Genomic DNA, 20,045 nt, shown 5'->3' on the forward strand with positions numbered 1-20,045 from the left:
TCCCGTCCCGGCCAACTCCACCATTTGCAACGATCACCGGTCAACCGGACCGGAGGCAAGCAAGTGCTGGGAACCGCGGATCGCAGGTGCGATGCCGTGGCACAGGGTTGCGCGGCAATCGGCGTTGCAAAGAACACCGGATAGGCCGCCCCAGACAAGGAAGTGCCTGAGTTGAACAACAATCGTGGGAACAACCGCCGTCGCGGTCGCGGTAACAGCCGCCCGCAGGGTAGCGGCCAGCAGCTCAACCGGATCGACAGCCGCGCCCGGGGCAACGCCCCCCAGCTTCTGGAGAAGTACCGCAAGCTGGCGCAGGACGCGCACCTCAACGGCGACCGCGTTCAGGCCGAATACTATCTCCAGTTCGCGGACCACTACTTCCGCGTCATCGCCGACACCCGCGTTCGTCAGGAAGAGCAGCGCCAGCGCGCACCCGGCGAGCGGTGGCAGGAGCCCGAGAGCGACGACGACACGCTGGAATTCGGCATGGACGTCGATTTCCCCGGCTTCGACCGCCCCCAATCGCGCCGTGATGAAGGCCGCCGTGAAGAGGCCCCCCGCGAGGAGGGGCGCCGCGACGACAATCGTCAGGATAACCGGCGTGAGGATAACCGTCGCGACGATAACCGCCGCGACGAAGGTCGCCGGGAAGAAGGTCGCCGTGACGACAACCGCCGCGAGGATGGCCGTCGCGAGGATAACCGTCGCGACGAGAACCGCCGTCCCGATCGCGAGCCGCGCGAGAAGCGCGAGCATCGTCCCCGCTTCAACGAGCAGCGCGAAGCTCCGGCCGAGCAGCAGACGCTGCCCGGCGAAGGCATTCGTGCCGACGAAGGCGAACCCATCGCCGACGCGAACGACAACCCGTTCATCCGCGACGTTCCGTCGACGCGCGGCCTCAAGCCGCGCACCCGTACGCGCCGTGCCGATGCCGCGGGCGATGCGCCCTCGGCGCCCGGTCTCGACCCGTCGAGCCTGCCCCCCGCATTCGGCGCACGCGCCGACGCGGTGAGCGAGGGCGGTGAAGCTTCCCCCGTCCCGGTGGACGCCGGCGACGAGGCGCCTGCGCCCAAGCGCCGTGGCCGCCCGCGCAAGAATCCGCCGGCCGAGGCCGCCCCCGCCGAAGGCTGAGGGCACCCGCCGCACTTTTTTCGGAACCTGACGAAGGGGTCGGTCGCTTGCGATCGGCCCCTTTGCCTTGCATAGCCCACGAGGATCATGCCCCGCTTCCCCTCCTCGCGCACCCTGCTGCTCCCCCCGCTGCTCGGCGCGGCGGCGGCGACCGGCTTCCAGCCCCTCGCGCTCTGGCCCGTCACGCTGGCCGCGCTGGCGCTGCTCGTCCATCTGGTCGAGCGGGCGCCGGGCCAATGGCGCGCCGCCGCCATCGGGTGGCTGTTCGGCCTGGGCCTTTTCACGGTGGGCAACGGCTGGATCGCGACCGCCTTCACCTATCAGGCGAAGATGCCGGCCTGGCTCGGCTGGATCGCGGTCGTGCTCCTCGCACTCTACCTCGCGGTGTTCCCCGCGCTGGCGGCGATGCTGGCATGGATCGCCGCGCGGCGCTGGAAGGCGGCGCTGGTCCCGGCGTTCGCGGCCAGCTGGATCCTCGCCGAATGGCTGCGCAGCTGGGCCTTTACCGGCTTTGCGTGGAACCCGTTGGGCATGGTGACGCTGGGCGGCTTCGCCCGCCCCGGCCTTGCCGCCGCCGCACCCTGGCTGGGCACATATGCCCTGTCCGGGCTGGTGGTGCTGCTGGCGGGATACTGGCTGTTCGCGTGGCGCGCGCTGGCGAAAGGCCAGCGGCTGGCCGGCGCCGCCTATGCCATCATTCCCCTTGCCGCGTTCCTGCTGCCCATCGGCGGCCACGGCGGCCTGGGGCACGTTCCCTACACGCTGGTCCAGCCGAACATCGGGCAGGACGAGATCAACGATCCACGCCAGTTCGAGGCGCAGTTCCGGCGCATCGCCGGCCTGTCGCTGGCGGCAGACCCAGCCCGGAAGCGGCTGGTGCTCTGGCCCGAAAGCGCGGTGCCCGACTACCTGCGCCCGGGCTATGACCGCTACTGGTACGAAGACACCACCTATGCCGCCGACCCCGACGTGGCGCGCGCGCGCATCGGCCGGGTGATCGGGCCGCAAGGGCTGCTGCTGACCGGCGCGGTCGATCTGGAGCTGAAGCGGCGGCAGGTCGTCGGTGCGTGGAACGTCATCACCGCCATCGATGGCAACGGGGCGATCCGGGGCGGCTACGCCAAGGCGCACCTTGTGCCTTACGGCGAATACCTGCCGATGCGCGGGCTGCTGGAACCGCTCGGCCTGTCGCGGCTGGTGGCCGGCTCGCTCGATTTCCTGGCCGGACCTGGGCCGCGCACGCTCGATTTCGGGCCTTATGGCAAGGCCGGCTTCCAGATCTGCTACGAGATCATCTTCTCGGGCCAGGTCGTCGACCGCGCGCACCGTCCAGACTACATCTTCAACCCTTCCAACGACGGCTGGTTCGGCAGCTGGGGCCCGCCGCAGCACCTCGCGCAGGCGCGGATGCGCGCCATCGAGGAAGGCCTGCCCGTGCTGCGCTCCACCACCACCGGGATCAGCGCGGTGATCGACGCCGATGGCGTGGTGCGCCAGCACGTGGGCCGCAATCTGGCCGGAAGGCTCGACGGCATGGTGCCGCCCGCCCACGCGCCCACCCTGTTCGCGCGGCTGGGCAACGTGCTTCCGCTTGGCTGGGCCGCAATTCTTCTTTTGATCGGCGTGGTTGCAAGGCGCCGCCGGGTTCGCTAGACGAGCGACATAAAGAATCCTTTATATCGGACCCGCCCCATGCGCAGCGATTACCTGTTCACCTCCGAAAGCGTTTCCGAAGGCCACCCCGACAAGGTCGCCGACCAGATCAGCGACGCGATCGTCGACCTGTTCCTGAGCAAGGACCCCGAAGCGCGCATCGCCTGCGAAACGCTGACGACGACGCAGCTCGTGGTGCTGGCCGGCGAGATCCGCGGCAAGGGCATCATGGACACCGAGGGCAACTGGGCGCCCGGCGTGGAACAGGAAGTCGAAGACGCGGTCCGCGAGACGGTCAAGCGCATCGGCTACGAGCAGGACGGCTTCCACTGGAAGACCTTCCGCTTCGAGAACAACCTGCACCCGCAGTCCGCGCACATCGCGCAGGGCGTCGATGCCGGCGACAACAAGGACGAAGGCGCGGGCGACCAGGGCATCATGTTCGGCTTCGCCTGCGACGAGACGCCCGACCTGATGCCGGCCACGCTCGACTACAGCCACAAGATCCTGGAGCACATGGCCGCCGACCGCCACTCGGGTTCGGCGCCGTTCCTGGAACCCGACGCCAAGAGCCAGGTCACGCTGCGGTTTGCCAATGGCAAGCCGGTTGCGGCCACCGCGATCGTCGTCTCCACCCAGCACAAGCCGGGCTATGACGAAGGCGCGAAGGGCGCCGAGCTGAACGCCTACGTCAAGAAGGTCGTCGCGGACGTGATCCCGGCAGAGCTTCTCTCGGCCGAGACCGTCTATCACATCAACCCGACGGGCAGCTTCGTGATCGGAGGTCCCGATGGCGACGCCGGTCTCACCGGCCGCAAGATCATCGTCGATACCTACGGCGGCGCTTCGCCCCACGGCGGCGGCGCGTTCTCGGGCAAGGACCCCACCAAGGTCGATCGCTCGGCCGCCTACGTCACCCGCTACCTCGCCAAGAACCTGGTCGCGGCCGGCCTTGCCAAGCGCTGCACGATCCAGGTGGCCTACGCCATCGGCGTGTCGCAGCCGCTGTCGCTCTATGTCGACACCCACGGCACGGGCACGGTTTCGGACGACAAGCTGGAACAGGCGGTCACGGCCGTGGCGAAGGAGAAGCTGGGCGGCCTGACCCCGCGCGGCATCCGCACCGGACTTGGCCTCAACAAGCCGATCTATTCGAAGACCGCGGCCTACGGCCACTTCGGCCGCAAGCCCGAGGGCGACTTCTTCCCGTGGGAAAAGACCGACCTCGTGGACGATCTCAAGGCCGCCGCCGCGGCCTGAGGAAGGTTGGCCGGCACGTCCGGCCGATACCCTCGTCCATCGACGAAATCGCCTATCAACGAAAAAAGGCCCCGCCTGGTCGAACCGGGCGGGGGCCTTCGTATTTCAGGCTCAGGCTCAGCCCTTGCTGGCGTACTGCGCCTTGCGCGGGCCCATGTAGCCGAACAGATAGCCGGCCACCTTGCGCATCTGGATCTCTTCCGCGCCTTCGGTGATGCGGTAGCGGCGGTGGTGGCGATAGATGTGCTCGAACGGCTTGTGGCGCGAATAGCCGATGCCGCCGTGGACCTGGATGGCGCGGTCGGCCGCTTCGCAGCACAGCCGGTTCGCCCAGTAGTTGCACATGGAGATCTTGTCCGACAGGTCGCGCTCGACCTGCTTGTGCTCCATCTTGTCCATCTGCCACGCGGTCTTGTAGATCAGCGCGCGCAGCATCTCGCACTGGGTGGCCAGTTCGACGAGCGGGAACTGGATCGCCTGGTTGCGGGCCAGTTCTTCACCGAACGGCTTGCGTTCGCGCGCATACTGCACCGACTGCTCCACGCAGAACGTCGCCGCACCCAGCGAAGAGGCCGCCTGACGGATCCGGTTCTGGTGGACGAACGACTGCGCAATGGCGAGGCCGCCGTCGACCGGGCCAAGCAGCGCCTCGTCCGACACCCAGATGTTGGTGAACGACACGCGCGGGTGATCGGTCGGCATGTTGAAGGTCCAGAGGTATTCCTCGACCTTCACGCCCGGATGATCGGCCGGGATCAGGAAGCAGGTGATACCGCGCGCCGCGCCATCCTCGCCGGAGGTGCGGGCAAAGCAGGCGACGTGGGTGGCCACGTGCATCCCGGTGGTCCACATCTTCTCGCCGTTGATCAGCCAGCCGTCGACGCCGTCACGCTGCTCACGCACCGCGCGGGTTTCCATGTGGGTCGCGTCGGAACCGTGATCGGGTTCGGTCAGGCCGAAAGCGGTGCGGCGCGTGCGCTCGAAGCCGCCGAAGATGAACTCCTTCTGCTGCGCCTCGGTGCCGAAATGCTCGAACATGGCAACGAAGGGAAAGTTGCCGACGATCGAGTGTTCGTTCTGCAGGTCGTTGTGCAGGCCCAGGCCCTTGGCCGCGAACCGGTCGCGGATCACCGCCATCCACAGGTTCGAGCCATCCTTGCCGCCGTACTTCTTCGGCGCCGAAAAGCGCCAGTGGCCGGCCTTGTCGGCGCGCTTGCTGGCTTCCACCAGCAGCGCTTCCCATTCGTGACGCGGCAGGCCGTCGTTCTCGAAATCGGTGCGCGCCCATTCGCGGCGGTGATCGAAGAAGCGGATGTTGTCATCCTGCTGCTCCAGCGGCTTGATCTCCGCGTCGATGAAGGCGTCGAGCTCGTCCAGGTAGGCCAGCAGGTCTTGGGGCAGGTCAAAGTCCATTGGTATTACTCCCAGAGGCCGCGCACCTGGGCGAGCGCGGGGTATTTCGGCATGTCGGCGGAAAGCGTATCGAGCGCACGGCGGCGCAAGTCGGCGAGCAGGCCCGGCGTGGCGAGGCCCGCGCGGCCGGCGAGGATGTCTTCGGTCAGTGCGCGATCGGACGTGGGCGGACGCCCTTCGATCTGGCGGCGCACGATGCCCAGCGCGTTCTGCGCCACGGCCAGTTCGAACCGCTCGCGCCCGGCCAGCTTGTCCTTCACGGTGGAGGCCAGCCATTCGGAAATGGCGGTGAGGATTTCGCTCGCGCTCGGCTCGCCGTCGCCGGCCGCCGGCGCGGCCGCAGCCGGGGCCAGCTTGCGCGTGCGCTCGGCTTCGGGTGCATCGCCTTCAAGAAGGCGCAGCAGGTCGAGTTCCTGTTCGGAGGTGCGGCGCCCCACGACCACGCGCTCGATCTGGCGGTCCACGCCGCTGCGCCAGGTCTTGCCCATGCCAAGGCAGCCGAGCGACCACCAGACCGTGCGATAGACCAGCCAGAAGCGGAAGCGCACCGGATCGAACGCCTCGCCGCCCGCCGCTTCATAGGCGCGCGCCATCGTGTCGATGTCGGTCAACCCGAAACCCAGCTTGTCCAGCCGGCCAAAGCGCCACACCGTCATGCAGCCATAGGCCAGATCCTCGTGCCCATCGCCCAGATGCGTCAGTTCCCAGTCCAGCACGCCCGAAAGGTGCCCTTCGTGGCTCATCACGTTGCCGATGCGCAGGTCGCCGTGCACCACCTTGGGCGCGGCCTTCGGCGGCAGGTTGGCGCGCAGCCAGGCAAGCCCCAGCGCGATGATCGGCCGATCGCCGCCCGCGTCCAGGAACTGCCGGTATAGTCCTTCGACGCCTTCCGCCGGCTCCAGCACGTTCAGGAACGGCAGCGGCGCGGGATCGAGCGCGTGGATCCTGGCCATGGCGACGGCCAGTTCCTCGCCCAGCGAAGGCGGGCTGGACAGCGTGACCTCGGGGTCGGCGGTGCCCGGCAGGCAGCGCATCACGAAGCCCTTGCCGATGCCATCGTCGGGACGCAGTTCGGCCACCACTTCGGGCGCGGGCACGCCGCCGTCATGGGCATGGCGGACGATCGCCGCTTCGGCTTCCATGGTCAGAGAACGGCCGGCGAGCCATTCCTCGGACGGGGCACGGCGGAGCACGAAGGCCTCATCGCCGCAATCGAACAGCCAGGATTCCAGATTGGCCCCGCCCGACAGGCGACGGGGGTTGGTGACCGGCGCGGTCACACCGGCGCGGGCCATTACCGCGCCAAGCGGGCGTGCCAGATCATGTTGCGGGTCAAACGCCAAGGCTTCCTCCGGGTCATCGCGTCCGGAGCGGCTCTCCGGTATTTTTCCCGGCTTAACTTAATCGCTCAATTAAAGTCCAGAGCGCATTTCACCGATGTGCGATTCGGTTCCCCGCCGTAGGCCGGACCGTGGCGCGCCGGCGACCGGACGAGTCCGTAATGCTTTGCCGGGGAATCGTAATAGGTTACATATGACAATGACGGGACATACGGGTCGGGGTTAGAAAAGCCGCCATGGCAAGTCGCATTCACAGGATTCTCGCCGCCGCGCTTCTCGCAGTGCCGGCACTCGCAGCAACCCCGGTCGCGGTGCAGAGCCGCGCCCCGGTGGCGGTGCAGGACCAGCGCGATCTGGAAATCCAGCAGCGCGTCGCGGCCATCGTGGCGCAGGGTCGGGGCCGGATCGGCGTGGCCGCGATGGACCTCGATGGCGGCGGGCAGATCCTCGTCAACGGCGATATGCCCTTCCCGATGGCCAGCACAGCCAAGGTCGCGGTCGCCGCCACGTTCCTCGAAGGCGTGGAGCAGGGCCGCTTCCGGCTCGACCAGCAGTTGCCGATGATGATGCCCGTGACAGAACCCGTCAGCGCGCGCAGCGCGGCGGCGCCGCTGCGCCCCGGTCAGGTGCTGACCGCGCAGGGCCTGATGGAATTGATGATCACCCGCAGCAACAACCACGCCACCGACGGCCTGATCACCGCGGTGGGCGGCATCGGCCCGGTCAATGCGTGGCTGACGCGCAATGGAATCGTCGGCCAGCGGCTGGACAGCACGATGGCCACGCTGGTGCGCGACGATGGCCGGGTCAATCCGGCGACCACGATCGACACCCGCACCAGCAGCACCCCGCGCGCGATGGTCGCCCTGCTTGGCGCGATCGACCGTGGCGGCGTGCTTTCCCCGCAGAGCCGCGCCGTGCTGCTCGATACGATGACCCGCACCAGCACGGGCAAGAACCGCATCCGCGCAGGCCTGCCCGAAGGAACGCTGGTGGCGCACAAGACCGGCACGCTGGCCGGCGTGACCGACGATGTCGGGATCGTCCGCCTGCCCGACGGACGCCACCTGGCGGTAGCCATTTTCGTGACCGGCCCCGAAAGCCACACCGTCCACGCCAACCTGATCGCGCAGATCACGCGCACGCTCTACGATGGCTACAGCCAGCCCGCCACGCGCGGCGCGCAGGAAATCGTCCGGCGCTGACCTTCCCGGCGACGGGGTGACGAGAGGCTGACAAGGAAAAGGGCGCCGTCCGGCGCCCTTTTTCGTTGCGGCTGCCGTTTGCGAACTCTGACGGGTGGCCGCCCCGCACATCCGCAAAGCCCGCACATCCACAAGATCGTCGCGCAGAGATCGCCGCACAAAGAAAAAGGGGCACGGCCGCGCGCGCGACCATGCCCCCTATCCGTAACCTGCCCTTGCGGGCGGGGATTACATCTTCGCGGCTTCGCTCGCGTCAGCAGCGGCTTCCGAAGCCGAGGCGCTGGCGTCGACAGCGGCGCCCGAAGCGTCAGCAGCGGCGTCCGAAGCGTCGGCAGCAGCTTCGGTGGCAGCTTCGGTGGCTTCTTCAGCCGGCTTTTCCGAGCAACCGGCGAGGGCGAAGGCGGTGCCGGCGACAGCGGCGAGGATGAGCTTGCGCATGCGTTACAATCCCTGGATTGAAGTGAACCGCGCCGGGCAAGCAGCCCGCCGCAAAGCCTACTCTGGCGGTAGACTTCCAGACCCAATTAATCGGCAATTCATCGGCTTGCAAGCGTTAGACGTATGCGTGCCAACCCCGGTTTCCTATAGCGCGGAAGGGGAAGGCTTTTTTCCGGCGGTTTTCCGCGCGATAAAACGCCCCCGGAAAGCGCCGAACCGTTGCCAGCTGCAACCCATCGGACACGTCACGGGCCTATCGGACGGCGCTTCGTGCCGGAGAGACGCTTTCGCATCCCGGCCCCGCGCGCTACACGCAGGCCCATGGACAGTCCCGCCACGCCCCACCGTCATCTCTACCTCGTCGACGGATCGGCCTACATCTTCCGCGCCTATCACCGGCTGCCTCCGCTCACCAATCCGCGCGGCGTGCCGGTCGGCGCAGTCTACGGTTACACCACGATGCTGTGGAAGCTGGCGGAAGACCTGCACAAGGCGGATGGCCCCACCCATCTCGCGGTCATCCTCGACAAGGGCTCGACCACGTTCCGCAATGCGCTCTACGATCAGTACAAGGCCAACCGCCCGCCCCCGCCAGAGGATCTGGTCCCGCAGTTCCCGCTGATCCGCGACGCCACGCGCGCTTTCAGCCTCCCCTGCATCGAGGAGGACGATCTCGAGGCGGACGATCTCATCGCCGCCTACGCCCGCGCCGCCACCGCGCAGGGCTGGGATGTCACCATCGTCTCGTCCGACAAGGACCTGATGCAGCTCGTCGGCCAGTGCGGCATCGGCGGCGGCTGCGTCGACATGCTCGATACGATGAAGAACCAGCGCATCGGCATTCCCGAAGTGATCGAGAAGTTCGGCGTTCCGCCCGAAAAGGTCGGCGACGTGCTGGCGCTGATGGGCGACGCGGTGGACAACGTCCCCGGCATCCGCGGCATCGGCCCCAAGACTGCGACCAAGCTGATCCAGGAGCACGGCGACCTCGAATCCGCACTCGCCGCCGCGCCGGGGATGAAGGCCGGCAAGCTGCGCGACAGCCTGATCGAGCAGGCCGACATGGCGCGCCTTTCGCGCACGCTGGTCGCGCTCAAGGAAGACTGCGCGCTGCCGATCCCGCTCGAAGACTTCGAGCTGACCGCGATCCCGCCCGATCCGCTGGCCGCCTTCCTGACCGAACACGGCTTCACCAGCCTGCTGCGCAAGCTGGGCGGCGGCGCATCCGCCCCGGCCTCGGGCGCGCCTGCGCTGCAAGCCGGCGCCGGTGCAGGCGCGGACGCCGGCGATGCCCCGGCGCAGGACGCCAGCCGCCAGCCGCTGCCCGAATGGCCCGCCGTCGAGCGCGGCGCCTATGCCTGCGTCCAGTCCATGGGCGAGCTTCACCAATGGATCGCCCGCGCCTTCGAAGCGCGCGTGGTCGCGGTCGATACCGAAACCAGCGCGCTCGATTCCATGCGCGCCGATCTCGTCGGCGTCAGCCTCGCGCTCGGTCCCAACGATGCCTGCTACATCCCGCTGGGCCACCGGGGCAGCGACATGTTCTCCGAAGCTCCGCTGCAGATGGACAAGACGGAGGCGCTCGCCGCGCTGAAGCCGCTGCTGGAAAGCGAGGCGGTGCTCAAGGTCGGCCAGAACGTGAAGTACGACATCACGATTCTCGCCCGCGCCGGCGAAGCGGTGGGTGGCATCACCATGGCGCCGGTGGACGATACCATGGTGATGAGCTTCTGCCTCGATGCCGGGCGCAGCGAGACGGGCCTTGCTGGCCACGGCATGGACGAGCTGTCCGACAAGCACCTCGGCCACGCCACGATGAAGTTCAAGGACCTGTGCGGCACCGGCAAGAAGGCGATCTCGTTCGCCGAAGTGCCGCTGGCGGACGCCACGCGCTATGCCGCAGAGGACGCGGACGTGACCTGGCGCCTCCACCGCCTGTTCGCCCCGCGCCTCGCCGACGAGGGCGGCACGCGCATCTACCAGCGCGTCGACCGGCCGCTGGTGCCCGTGGTGGCGGGGATGGAGCGCCACGGCATCAAGGTCGACCGCGCGCGCCTCTCGGGGCTGTCCACCGAGTTCGCCCATTCGATCGCCGCGCTCGAAACCCGCATCCACGAAAAGTGCGGTGGCCCCTTCACCATCGGCAGCCCCAAGCAGCTGGGCGACGTCCTGTTCGACAAGCTGGGCTACAAGGGCGGCAAGAAGGGCAAGAGCGGGCAATATTCCACCGACCAGTCGGTGCTGGAAACCCTCGCCGGCCAGGGCGCCGAAGTCGCCACGCTGGTGCTCGAATGGCGCCAGCTGTCCAAGCTCAAGTCGACCTATACCGACGCACTGCAAGCCGCGATCAATCCTGAAACCGGCCGCGTCCACACCAGCTACAGCCTGGTCGGCGCGCAGACCGGGCGCCTGTCATCGAACGATCCCAACCTGCAGAACATCCCGATCCGCACAGAGATCGGCCGCCAGATCCGCGATGCCTTCGTGGCAGAGCCGGGCAACGTGCTGCTCGCGGCCGACTACAGCCAGATCGAACTGCGCCTTGCAGCGCACATGGCCGACGTGCCCGCGCTGAAGGACGCCTTCGCACAGGGCGAGGACATCCACGCGCGCACCGCGATGGAGATGTTTGGCGTGGTCGACCGCGACACGCGCGGCCGGGCCAAGACGATCAACTTCGCCATTCTCTACGGCATCAGCCGCTGGGGCCTCGGCGGCCGTCTGGGCGTCACCGCGGAAGAGGCGCAGGCCATGATCGACCGCTATTTCGAACGCTTCCCGGGCATCCAGCGCTACATCCTCGAAACGCTGGAGCAAGTGCGCGAGCGCGGCTATTCGGAAACGCTGTTCGGCCGCAAGACGTGGTTCCCGCGCATCAATTCCAAGAACCAGGCCGAACGCCAGGGCAGCGAGCGCGCCGCGATCAACGCGCCGATCCAGGGCACCAGCGCCGATATCATCAAGCGCGCCATGGTCCGCATGATGCCCGCGCTCGAAGCGGCGGGGCTCGGCCATGTGCGGATGCTGCTGCAGGTGCACGACGAACTGGTGTTCGAACTGCCCGAAGCCGACGTGGAGCGCGCCCGCCCGGTGATCGAGGCGGTGATGGCCCGCGCAGCCGAGCCTGCGGTCAGCCTCACCGTGCCGCTGGGCGTGGAGATCGGCACGGGCCCGTCATGGGGCGCGGCGCACTGATCCGTCGCGGCGCTCCCTAAGGACGCGCGTCCAGCGCGGCGTAGCGGGCGATGTCGCCGGTGTGCAGCCACAGCGCCTGCTCGTTGGGCACCGAATTGGTCAGCGCATAGAACGCCCTGGCCGTCGGCAGCGGCATCCCCATCTCGTGGTAATAGGCCACGTAGTTGCGGTTGACCGCAGAGTTCTCGCCGAAGTCGGTGGGCCGCAGCCCGTCCTCGTCCAGCCAGGCGTGGACGGCGAAGGCGGCGTCGGCGGACGCCGTGCGGCGTACGCCCGCCAGGAACAGGTCGACTGCGCCCGAACGCACCGATCCACCCGGCGGCACGTCGGTCGCAATCCCGCGCGCATGGATCATCCGGCCGAGCGCGAGATTGGCGTTGTCGTCCACCGTGCCGGGGCAATCGGCCAGTTCGAGCACGCGGATGCCGGGATAGGCGCGCAGCATCCGCAGGAAATGGCGCGGCGCGCTCGTATCGGTTTCACGCACCAGCGCCGCCCGCGTGCCATCCAGCACCGCGAAAGGCCCGAAGCGCGCAATCGCCGCTTCGGCATGCGGCGCCTCGAACGACGCGGGCAGCAACCGGTCGCTGCCCCCGCCAGCGGGGGCGTCCGCCTGCGGCCCCTCATCATTACCGGCGCCGTCCTCCACCCAGGTCTCGGTGGTTTCGGTCCAGCGCACACCGCGCTCGTCCACCCAGCTGCGCGTGGTAACCTCGCGCGCGGACGATGGCGCGGCCGCGCCGAGCGCGAGCAGCACAAATGAAAGGGCAAGGAGGATCCGGCGCATCCCCGCCAGACTCGCCCCCGGCCGCCTTGCAAAGACGAAAGGAACGCCGTTTATGCGGGATGATCGAACAAGGCTAACGCCGCCTTAGCCATGCGATCTCGGCCATTTTGGCGGCATCGGCTTCACAGCCCCCACACCCCACGTATGAACACGGACCGCAGCAATGCGTAGGGGGACACCGGAAAAACATGGTCGCGCTGGTTTCGACAGTCGCCTACCTCGGGCTGGAGGCACGCGCGGTGGAAGTGCAGTGCCAGCTCGCCCCCGGCCTGCCCGCGTTCCGCGTCGTCGGCCTGCCGGACAAGGCCGTGGGCGAAAGCCGCGAGCGCGTTCATTCCGCGCTGGCCGCGCTCGGCCTCGCGCTTCCGCCCAAGCGGATCACGGTCAATCTCTCGCCTGCCGACCTGCCCAAGGAAGGCTCGCACTATGATCTGCCGATTGCGCTCGCCCTGCTGGCCGCGATGGGCGTGGTCGACCGCGAAGGGCTGGCGGACTACGTCGCGGTGGGCGAACTGGCGCTCGACGGGCGGATCATCGCCAGTCCCGGCGTGCTGCTGGCCGCGCTCCATGCCAGCGCGGCGGACAAGGGCCTGATCTGCCCCGCCGGACAGGGCGCGGAAGCGCGCTGGGCCAGCGGGATCGACGTGGTGGCCGCGCCCGATCTCGTCTCGCTGCTCAACCACCTGAAGGGCACGCAGCGCCTGCCTCCGCCGCTTCCGGGCGAGGCAGAGTCGCCGCGCCGCATGGCAGACCTGCGGCAGGTGAAAGGGCAGGAAGTGGCCAAGCGCGCGCTGGAGATCGCGGCGGCCGGCGGGCACAACCTCCTGATGGTGGGCCCTCCCGGCGCGGGCAAGTCGCTGATGGCATCGTGCCTGCCGGGCATCCTGCCCGAACTGACTCCCGCCGAAGCGCTCGAAACCTCGATGGTCGCGTCGGTGGCGGGGCTGCTCGAAGACGGCCGGATCAGCCGCGCGCGCCCGTTCCGCAGCCCGCACCACTCCGCCTCCATGGCCGCCCTGACCGGCGGCGGGCTGAAAGTGCGGCCGGGCGAAGTCAGCCTCGCCCATCTCGGCGTGCTGTTCCTGGATGAACTGCCCGAATTCCAGCGCGCGGTGCTCGATTCGCTGCGCCAGCCGCTGGAAACCGGCGAAGTCACCGTGGCGCGTGCCAATGCCCACGTCACTTTCCCGGCGCGGGTCCAGCTGATCGCGGCGATGAACCCCTGCCGCTGCGGCCATCTCGGCGATCCCGCGCTGGGGTGCAGCCGCGCGCCGAAGTGCGCGGGCGATTATCAGTCCAAGGTATCGGGTCCGTTGCTCGACCGGATCGATCTGCACGTCGAAGTCGATCCCGTGTCCGCCGCCGATCTGGCCCTGCCGCCCCCGGCCGAGGGATCGGACCAGGTCGCGGCGCGGGTTGCCGCCGCCCGCGCGGTGCAGACCGCCCGGCTTGAAGGGACAGGCCGGCGCAACAATGCCGAACTCGACGGCGACCTGCTCGAACGCTTCGCCACGCCGGATGAAGCCGGGCGCAAACTGCTGGCCCAGGCGGCCGAAGCGATGCGCCTTTCCGCGCGCAGCTATACCCGGATGCTGCGCGTTTCGCGGACCATCGCCGATCTCGCCGGAGCGCCGCAGGTGGGGCGCATCCATGTCGCCGAAGCGCTCAGCTACCGCCGCCTCGCGCCCAGGGCCTGATCGGGCCAGCCATGATCTGGTGCGGACGGCGGGACTCGAACCCGCACGAGCAAAGCTCAAGGGATTTTAAGTCCCCGGCGTCTACCATTCCGCCACGTCCGCCCGATCCTGGCACGCGCACGGCAGCGCGCGCCGGCGGGCGATTGCACATCGTCCCGCCGGCGGCAAGCTGGGCCTGTCCGCCGCTCAATGCCGTCCGGGCAAATTTGGCGTGGCTTTCGGGCGGGCCGCCCTATTCGGCGTTGAGCCGAACGCGCATTTCCTTGCCCGGCTTGAAATAGGGCACGCGCTTGCCCGGCACTTCGACTGTTTCGCCAGTGCGCGGGTTGCGGCCCTTGCGCGCATCGCGCTCGCGCGTCGAAAATGCGCCAAAGCCGCGCAGTTCCACGCGGCCGCCTTCGGCCAGCCGCTTGGCAATCTCGTCAAAGAACACGTCGACGACGCGCTCGATCTCCTCCGCGCGCATCCCCGGACTTTCCTTGGCAAGCGCCTGCAAGAGCTCGGATCTGATCATCCGTCTATTCCCTCCGCCGATGTCTCGCGACATCCCCATGATCCCACACACTTGCGCCCCCATGACCCCCGTCTGGTTGCGCAAGGCAAAAGATTGCCAGAACCGGCCTAGCCGCACAACTTAACGAAGGACATAGGCAGCGCGGTTTTCCGGGGTAGTCCGACGTCTCAATATTGCCGGGCCACATCAAGCAATTGGTCCGGATCAATACCCAGCCGGCGCATCCGCACGACGATCTCGGGCCACTCCGTGTCCAGGAACGCCGTGCGCATCCGCTGGCGCAGCGCGTCCGCCGCGCCCGGCGCGACGAACATGCCGATGCCGCGCTGCACGGTGACCAGCCCCTCGTCCTGGAAATGCTGGTAGGCCTTGGCCGCGGTCAGCGGATTGGCGCCTTGCGCAGCGGCGAAGGCGCGAACCGAGGGCAGCATCGCGCCCTCGGGATAGATCCCGTCGATGATCGCGGCAGCGATCATGTCGCGCAGCTTGATGTGGATCGGGACCGCTTTGAGGCTCATGGCGGTGCACTATAGCGCTAACACACTTGCTCCGGCAATCGCCGCGCCCGTAACAAAATTGCCAGCGGACCGCTCCGCGCACCGCCCGGATTGCGGGGCTGGCGCCTTGCCACGCACGATCATGGCCAACCGGTTTCCGACGCAATTAGTTCCTTCCCAAACCGCGCATTCGCGCTAGTCTGGCGGCTTTTCCGGCGGGGTCCGGGCGCGCTTTGCGCCGCGCCGGCAACGATAATGGGGAGCGGTTTTCCTGATGACAGCACCGACCGAGCAGACCTCCGCAAACGGGGCTGCGCAGGGTTCTGCCGATGCCAGCTGGTTCGGCCATCCACGACAGCTGGCGCGCCTGTTCACCACCGAGATGTGGGAACGTTTCGGCTACTACGGCATGCGCGCGCTGCTGACGCTCTACCTCACCAAGCACTTCCTGTTCAGCGACAGCACCACCAACGGCCTCTACGGCGGCTTCACGGCGCTGGTCTATCTCACCCCGCTGATCGGCGGCCTGCTCGCCGACCGTTATCTCGGTTCGAAAAAGTCGGTGAAGTTCGGCGCGCTGATGATGGCGCTGGGCTATTTCATCCTCTGCTTCGGCGGCGAGACGGCGAAGCCCCACGCCACCATCGAGGGCCAGCGCTACGAGATCATCGAGGAAAACAGCCTCGACCGGCCCACCTCGACCGGCCTCGAAAAGCGCTACATCGTCGATGGCGGCCAGAAGCTGCTGATCAAGGGCAACGAGGACGGCACGGTCGCGCTGCTCGCGCCCGATGGCCACGTGGCCCGCTCGGTGCCCAAGGGCGGCTTCGATGCCGCCGGCGAACGCGCGCCGCTGTTCACGCTGCTGCTGCTCGTCGGCCTGTCGCTGGTCACTGTCGGCAACGGCTTCTTCAAGCCCAACATCTCGACCATGGTCGGCGCGCTCTATCCCAACGGAGACAGCCGCAAGGACGCCGGTTTCACCATCTTCTACATGGGCATCAACCTCGGCTCGCTGTTCTCGCAGCTGCTGTGCCCGCTGCTGGCGGACACCGTCGGCTGGTGGGCCGGCTTCGGCCTTGCCGCCATCGGCATGGTGTTCTCGTGGAGCCTGATCCAGTTCAACGGCGGCCGCCTCGACGGGTATGGCGAACCGCCTGCCGGCCAGGCCAAGGACCGCACGCTCGCGATCTATGCCGGCGCGGTCATCGCCATTCCGGTGGTGCTGTTCCTGTTCCAGAACCTGATGAACGCCGTGCCCCCGGCCGAAGGTGCAGGCCTGCTCGGCTATGTCCTTGCCCTGCCGCTGATGGGCAAGCTGCTGTTCGGCACCTTCATTCTCGGCCTGCCGGTGATCCTGTTCTACGCGTGGAAGGCCGGCAACAAGGCCGAATTCCAGATGATGATGGCCGCCATGGTGCTGATCGTGTTCAACACCGTGTTCTGGACCCTGTTCGAGCAGGCCGGCTCCTCGCTAACGCTGTTCGCGGATCGCAACACCGACCTGTCGGTGTTCGGCCTGTTCTCGATCTCCGCCGGCCAGACCCAGTTCTTCAACGCCTTCTTCATCGTCGCGCTGGCGCCGGTGATGTCGATGCTGTGGACCGGCCTTGGCCGCCGCGGGGTGGAGCCGACCATCCCGGTGAAGTTCGGCGTCGCGCTGGCGGGCGTGGGCGCGGGCTTCCTCTTCCTGGTGTGGGGCGCGCAGTTCGCCGGGCCGGACTTCAAGGTCTCGATCTGGTGGCTCGCCGGACTGTACCTGATCCACTCGGTGGCAGAGCTGTGCATCTCGCCGGTCGGCCTGTCGATGATCACCAAGCTCAGCCTGGCGCGGATCGTGGGGCTGATGATGGGCGTGTGGTTCCTGTCGATCTCGGTGGCGCAGTATGTCGCGGGCATCGTGGCGCAGGTCGCCAGCGTGGAAACGGTGGGCGGACAGGTGACCAACCTCAAGCTCAGCCTCGACACCTACACCGCGGTGTTCACCACCATCGGCTGGGTCGCCGTGGTGATCGGCGTGCTGCTGCTGCTGCTCGCCACGCCGCTCAAGAAGCTGATGCACGGCGTCAAGTGACCACCGGAACAGGGGACAAAGCCTCGTGAAGATCCGCAAGGCAGGAAGAATGGCGGCCCACGCGCTCGCCGGCCTCGCGCTGGCGCTCGCCTCGGCCAGCGGCATGGCGAAGCCCAAGGGGGACGACGGCGCGGCGGCGCCCAACGAAAACCCGTTCCCCTCCACCTACCAGCCCTATCCGGGCGAGGCGGTGGCCATCGTGGGCGCCACCGTGTTCGACGGTGCGGGCCGCCGCATCGACAATGGCACGGTGCTGGTTTCGGGCGGCAAGGTCGAAGCGGTGGGGGATGCGGGCCTTTCGGTCCCCGCCAGCTACCGCCGCATCGACGGCGCGGGCAAGTTCGTCACCCCCGGCGTGATCGACATCCACAGCCACCTGGGCGTCTATCCCAGCCCCGGGGTCCAGGCCAATTCCGACGGCAACGAGGCCACCGCGCCCACCACGCCCGAAGTCTGGGCGGAGCACTCGGTCTGGCCGCAGGACCCCGGCTTCAGCCGCGCGCTGGTCAATGGCGGCGTCACTGCGCTGCAGATCCTGCCCGGCTCGGCCAACCTGATGGGCGGGCGCTCGGTCGTGCTCAAGAACGTGCCCAGCCGCACCGTGCAGGGCATGAAGTTCCCGGGCGCGCCCTATGGCCTCAAGATGGCCTGCGGCGAGAACCCCAAGCGCGTTTACGGATCGAAGGGCACGATGCCCTCCACCCGCATGGGCAACTTCGCGGTGGACCGGCAGATTTGGATCAAGGCCGCCGAATACAAGAAGAAGCGCGATGCGGGGAAACTGGAATCGCGCGATCTGGGCATGGAAACGCTGGCCGACGTGCTGGCGGGCAAGATCCTTGTCCAGAACCACTGCTACCGCGCCGACGAGATGGCGCTGGTGATCGATATGGCCAAGGAGGCCGGCTACAAGGTCACCGCGTTCCACCACGCGGTCGAAGCCTACAAGATCGCGGACCTGCTCAAGGCCAACGGCATCTGCTCGGCAATCTGGGCGGACTGGTGGGGCTTCAAGATGGAGGCGTTCGACGGCATCCCCGAAAACGCCGCGATCCTGCAGGACGCGGGCGCCTGCGTGGTGATCCATTCGGATGACGAATACGGCATCCAGCGGCTCAACCAGGAAGCCGCCAAGGCGCAGGGCGACGGCCGCCGCATCGGCATCCAGATCCCGGACGCGCAGGTGGTCTCGTGGTTCACGCTCAACCCGGCCAGGGCGCTGGGCATCGACGCCATGACCGGCAGCCTTGCACCCGGTAAGATGGGCGACGTGGTGCTCTGGAACGGCAATCCGCTGTCGGTCTATTCGCGCCCCGAAAAGGTCTGGGTCGACGGCGCGTTGCTGTACGATGCGGCGGACCGCACGCGCCGCCCCGTCAGCGATTTCGAACTCGGCCTGCCCGGCGAAGGAGACGTGAAGTGAGCCCCCGCACCCTGCTCCTCGCTGCCTCCGCGCTGGTTGGCGCATCGCTCGCGCCCGCCGCGCTGGCCCAGAATGCACCCGCCGGCGATTTCGCGGTGACGGGCGCCACGGTCGCCATCGGCGATGGCAGCGCGCCGATCCCGAACGGCACCGTGGTGGTGCGCGGCGGCAAGGTCGTCGCAGCCGGTGCCAACGTCGCGGTCCCGCCCGGCGTGCGCGTGATCGACGGCACCGGCAAATGGGTCACTCCCGGCCTTGTCGTCGCGGTCACCGACCTCGGCCTGCTCGATGTGGGTGCAGTCGAGGAAAGCAACGACGAATATGCCGAGAAGGCCGGCTTCAATGCCGCGCTCGACGTATCGGCGGCGATCGATCCCGATGCCGCGCCGGTCGCGGTCAACCGCGCGGGCGGCGTTACCCGCGCCGCAGTCGCCCCGGTCGCCGCCAATGCGATCTTCGCGGGACAGGGCGCCATCGTGGACCTGGCCGCAGACGCCAACCCGGTGCAGCGCCCGCGCGCGTTCCAGTATGTCGAACTGGGCGAACGCGGCGCCGATCTCGCGGGCGGCAGCCGCGTCGCCGCGCAGGCGGTGCTGCGCAATGCCTTGCGCGAAGCGGCGGACTTCGACCGCCGCGCCGGCATCTCCCGGATCGGCAGCGGCAAGCCCGCCCCCGTAGGCACCGGCGACGACATTCCGCTCGACCCGCGCCTCGCCCAGACCGCGCAGGGGCGCGCGGACGATGGCCTGCTGACGCATTTCGACGCGGCCGCGCTGATCCCGGTCGTGACCGGCCGCCAGCCGCTCTACGTCCATGTCGACCGCGCGGCGGACATCCGCGCGGTGCTGGCGCTGAAGAAGGACTTCCCCGCGCTGCGCCTCGTCCTTGTCGGCGCGGCGGAAGGCTGGCGCACCGCGCGCGAGATCGCCGCAGCGGGGGTGCCCGTCCTCGCCAGCGCGATGACCGACCTGCCCGGCCGGTTCGAAACGCAGGCCGCCACCCAGTCCAATGTCGGCCGGATGATGGCGGCGGGCGTCAAGGTCGGCCTTGGCGGTTTCTACGACAACGACCAGCCGCGCTATGCCCCGCAATATGCCGGCAATCTGGTCGCCCTGACGAAAATGCCGGGCGCCACCGGTCTTACCTGGGGGCAGGCGCTCGCCGCGATCACTTCGGTTCCGGCCGAGATCATCGGTGAAGGTGCGCGTTTCGGCAGCCTCAAGCCCGGTCTGGCGGGCGATGTCGTGATCTGGGACGGCGATCCGCTCGAACTCGCCTCCGGACCGGTTGAAATCTATATCGACGGAATTTTGCAATCTTTGGTCAATCATCAGACAAGATTGCGTGATCGCTATCGCCATCCGCACGAAGGGGCGTTACCAAAAGCTTATGAATAGACCGTCCCCGCGCCCGCGAGG

General features: G+C 68.1%; 15 protein-coding genes and 1 tRNA gene. 9 read left to right on the plus strand and 7 right to left on the minus strand.

Annotation, left to right across the window (positions count from 1 at the left end):
- Positions 1–171: 171 nt before the first annotated feature.
- The 3 genes from OLX02_RS05020 (at position 172) to metK (ending at position 4,044) form a co-directional block, all read left to right on the plus strand.
- On the plus strand, positions 172–1,131 hold the full coding sequence (locus OLX02_RS05020) for a DUF4167 domain-containing protein (protein WP_413630066.1): 960 nt from the start codon (positions 172–174) through the stop codon (positions 1,129–1,131).
- An 87-nt stretch (positions 1,132–1,218) separates the two neighbouring features.
- A complete protein-coding gene (gene lnt / locus OLX02_RS05025; protein WP_264420771.1) occupies positions 1,219–2,784 on the plus strand; it encodes an apolipoprotein N-acyltransferase in 1,566 nt (521 codons plus the stop codon).
- Positions 2,785–2,823: 39 nt separating this feature from the next.
- Positions 2,824–4,044 (plus strand): methionine adenosyltransferase, encoded by a 1,221-nt coding sequence (gene metK / locus OLX02_RS05030; protein WP_264420773.1) that lies wholly within the window; start codon positions 2,824–2,826, stop codon positions 4,042–4,044.
- A gap of 117 nt (positions 4,045–4,161) precedes the next feature.
- Here the strand turns inward: metK and OLX02_RS05035 are convergent, their stop codons facing one another.
- Both OLX02_RS05035 and OLX02_RS05040 read right to left on the minus strand, forming a co-directional pair.
- On the minus strand, positions 4,162–5,457 hold the full coding sequence (locus OLX02_RS05035) for an acyl-CoA dehydrogenase family protein (RefSeq protein ID WP_264420775.1): 1,296 nt from the start codon (positions 5,455–5,457) through the stop codon (positions 4,162–4,164).
- 5 nt (positions 5,458–5,462) lie between these two features.
- The gene (locus tag OLX02_RS05040) at positions 5,463–6,800 is read right to left on the minus strand and encodes a phosphotransferase family protein (protein WP_264420777.1); all 1,338 of its coding nucleotides are present in this window, start codon (positions 6,798–6,800) and stop codon (positions 5,463–5,465) included.
- A gap of 233 nt (positions 6,801–7,033) precedes the next feature.
- Here OLX02_RS05040 and OLX02_RS05045 point away from each other — a divergent pair, with 233 nt between their 5' ends.
- Positions 7,034–8,002 (plus strand): serine hydrolase, encoded by a 969-nt coding sequence (locus OLX02_RS05045; RefSeq protein ID WP_264420779.1) that lies wholly within the window; start codon positions 7,034–7,036, stop codon positions 8,000–8,002.
- A 228-nt stretch (positions 8,003–8,230) separates the two neighbouring features.
- On the opposite strand, the gene OLX02_RS05050 is transcribed toward OLX02_RS05045, so the two are convergent.
- The gene (locus OLX02_RS05050) at positions 8,231–8,440 is read right to left on the minus strand and encodes a hypothetical protein (RefSeq protein ID WP_264420781.1); all 210 of its coding nucleotides are present in this window, start codon (positions 8,438–8,440) and stop codon (positions 8,231–8,233) included.
- Between the two features lie 321 nt (positions 8,441–8,761).
- On the opposite strand from OLX02_RS05050, the gene polA reads away from it, so the two are divergent.
- On the plus strand, positions 8,762–11,635 hold the full coding sequence (gene polA / locus OLX02_RS05055; RefSeq protein ID WP_264420782.1) for a DNA polymerase I: 2,874 nt from the start codon (positions 8,762–8,764) through the stop codon (positions 11,633–11,635).
- 16 nt (positions 11,636–11,651) lie between these two features.
- Here the strand turns inward: polA and OLX02_RS05060 are convergent, their stop codons facing one another.
- Positions 11,652–12,422, minus strand: coding sequence for a hypothetical protein (locus OLX02_RS05060; protein WP_264420784.1), 771 nt, complete (start codon positions 12,420–12,422; stop codon positions 11,652–11,654).
- A 188-nt stretch (positions 12,423–12,610) separates the two neighbouring features.
- Between OLX02_RS05060 and OLX02_RS05065 the strand changes: the two genes are divergently transcribed.
- A complete protein-coding gene (locus tag OLX02_RS05065) occupies positions 12,611–14,119 on the plus strand; it encodes a YifB family Mg chelatase-like AAA ATPase (protein WP_264420785.1) in 1,509 nt (502 codons plus the stop codon).
- A 17-nt stretch (positions 14,120–14,136) separates the two neighbouring features.
- Here the strand turns inward: OLX02_RS05065 and OLX02_RS05070 are convergent.
- The 3 genes from OLX02_RS05070 to OLX02_RS05080 form a co-directional block, all read right to left on the minus strand.
- Positions 14,137–14,221 (minus strand) — tRNA-Leu (locus OLX02_RS05070).
- Between the two features lie 130 nt (positions 14,222–14,351).
- The gene (locus OLX02_RS05075) at positions 14,352–14,633 is read right to left on the minus strand and encodes an integration host factor subunit beta (protein WP_264420787.1); all 282 of its coding nucleotides are present in this window, start codon (positions 14,631–14,633) and stop codon (positions 14,352–14,354) included.
- 167 nt (positions 14,634–14,800) lie between these two features.
- Positions 14,801–15,151, minus strand: a complete 351-nt coding sequence (locus tag OLX02_RS05080; RefSeq protein WP_264420789.1) for a GntR family transcriptional regulator — start codon at positions 15,149–15,151, stop codon at positions 14,801–14,803.
- Between the two features lie 253 nt (positions 15,152–15,404).
- Between OLX02_RS05080 and OLX02_RS05085 the strand changes: the two genes are divergently transcribed.
- The 3 genes from OLX02_RS05085 to OLX02_RS05095 are packed head-to-tail and all read left to right on the plus strand — an operon-like array spanning position 15,405 to position 20,024.
- A complete protein-coding gene (locus tag OLX02_RS05085) occupies positions 15,405–17,204 on the plus strand; it encodes a peptide MFS transporter (protein WP_264420791.1) in 1,800 nt (599 codons plus the stop codon).
- A 49-nt stretch (positions 17,205–17,253) separates the two neighbouring features.
- Positions 17,254–18,627 (plus strand): amidohydrolase, encoded by a 1,374-nt coding sequence (locus tag OLX02_RS05090; protein WP_264421186.1) that lies wholly within the window; start codon positions 17,254–17,256, stop codon positions 18,625–18,627.
- Positions 18,624–20,024, plus strand: coding sequence for an amidohydrolase family protein (locus OLX02_RS05095; RefSeq protein ID WP_264420793.1), 1,401 nt, complete (start codon positions 18,624–18,626; stop codon positions 20,022–20,024). The genes OLX02_RS05090 and OLX02_RS05095 overlap by 4 nt, the downstream gene beginning before the upstream one ends.
- Positions 20,025–20,045 lie beyond the last annotated feature (21 nt).

This window comes from Novosphingobium sp. KCTC 2891, assembly GCF_025938155.1.
GTDB lineage: Bacteria > Pseudomonadota > Alphaproteobacteria > Sphingomonadales > Sphingomonadaceae > Novosphingobium.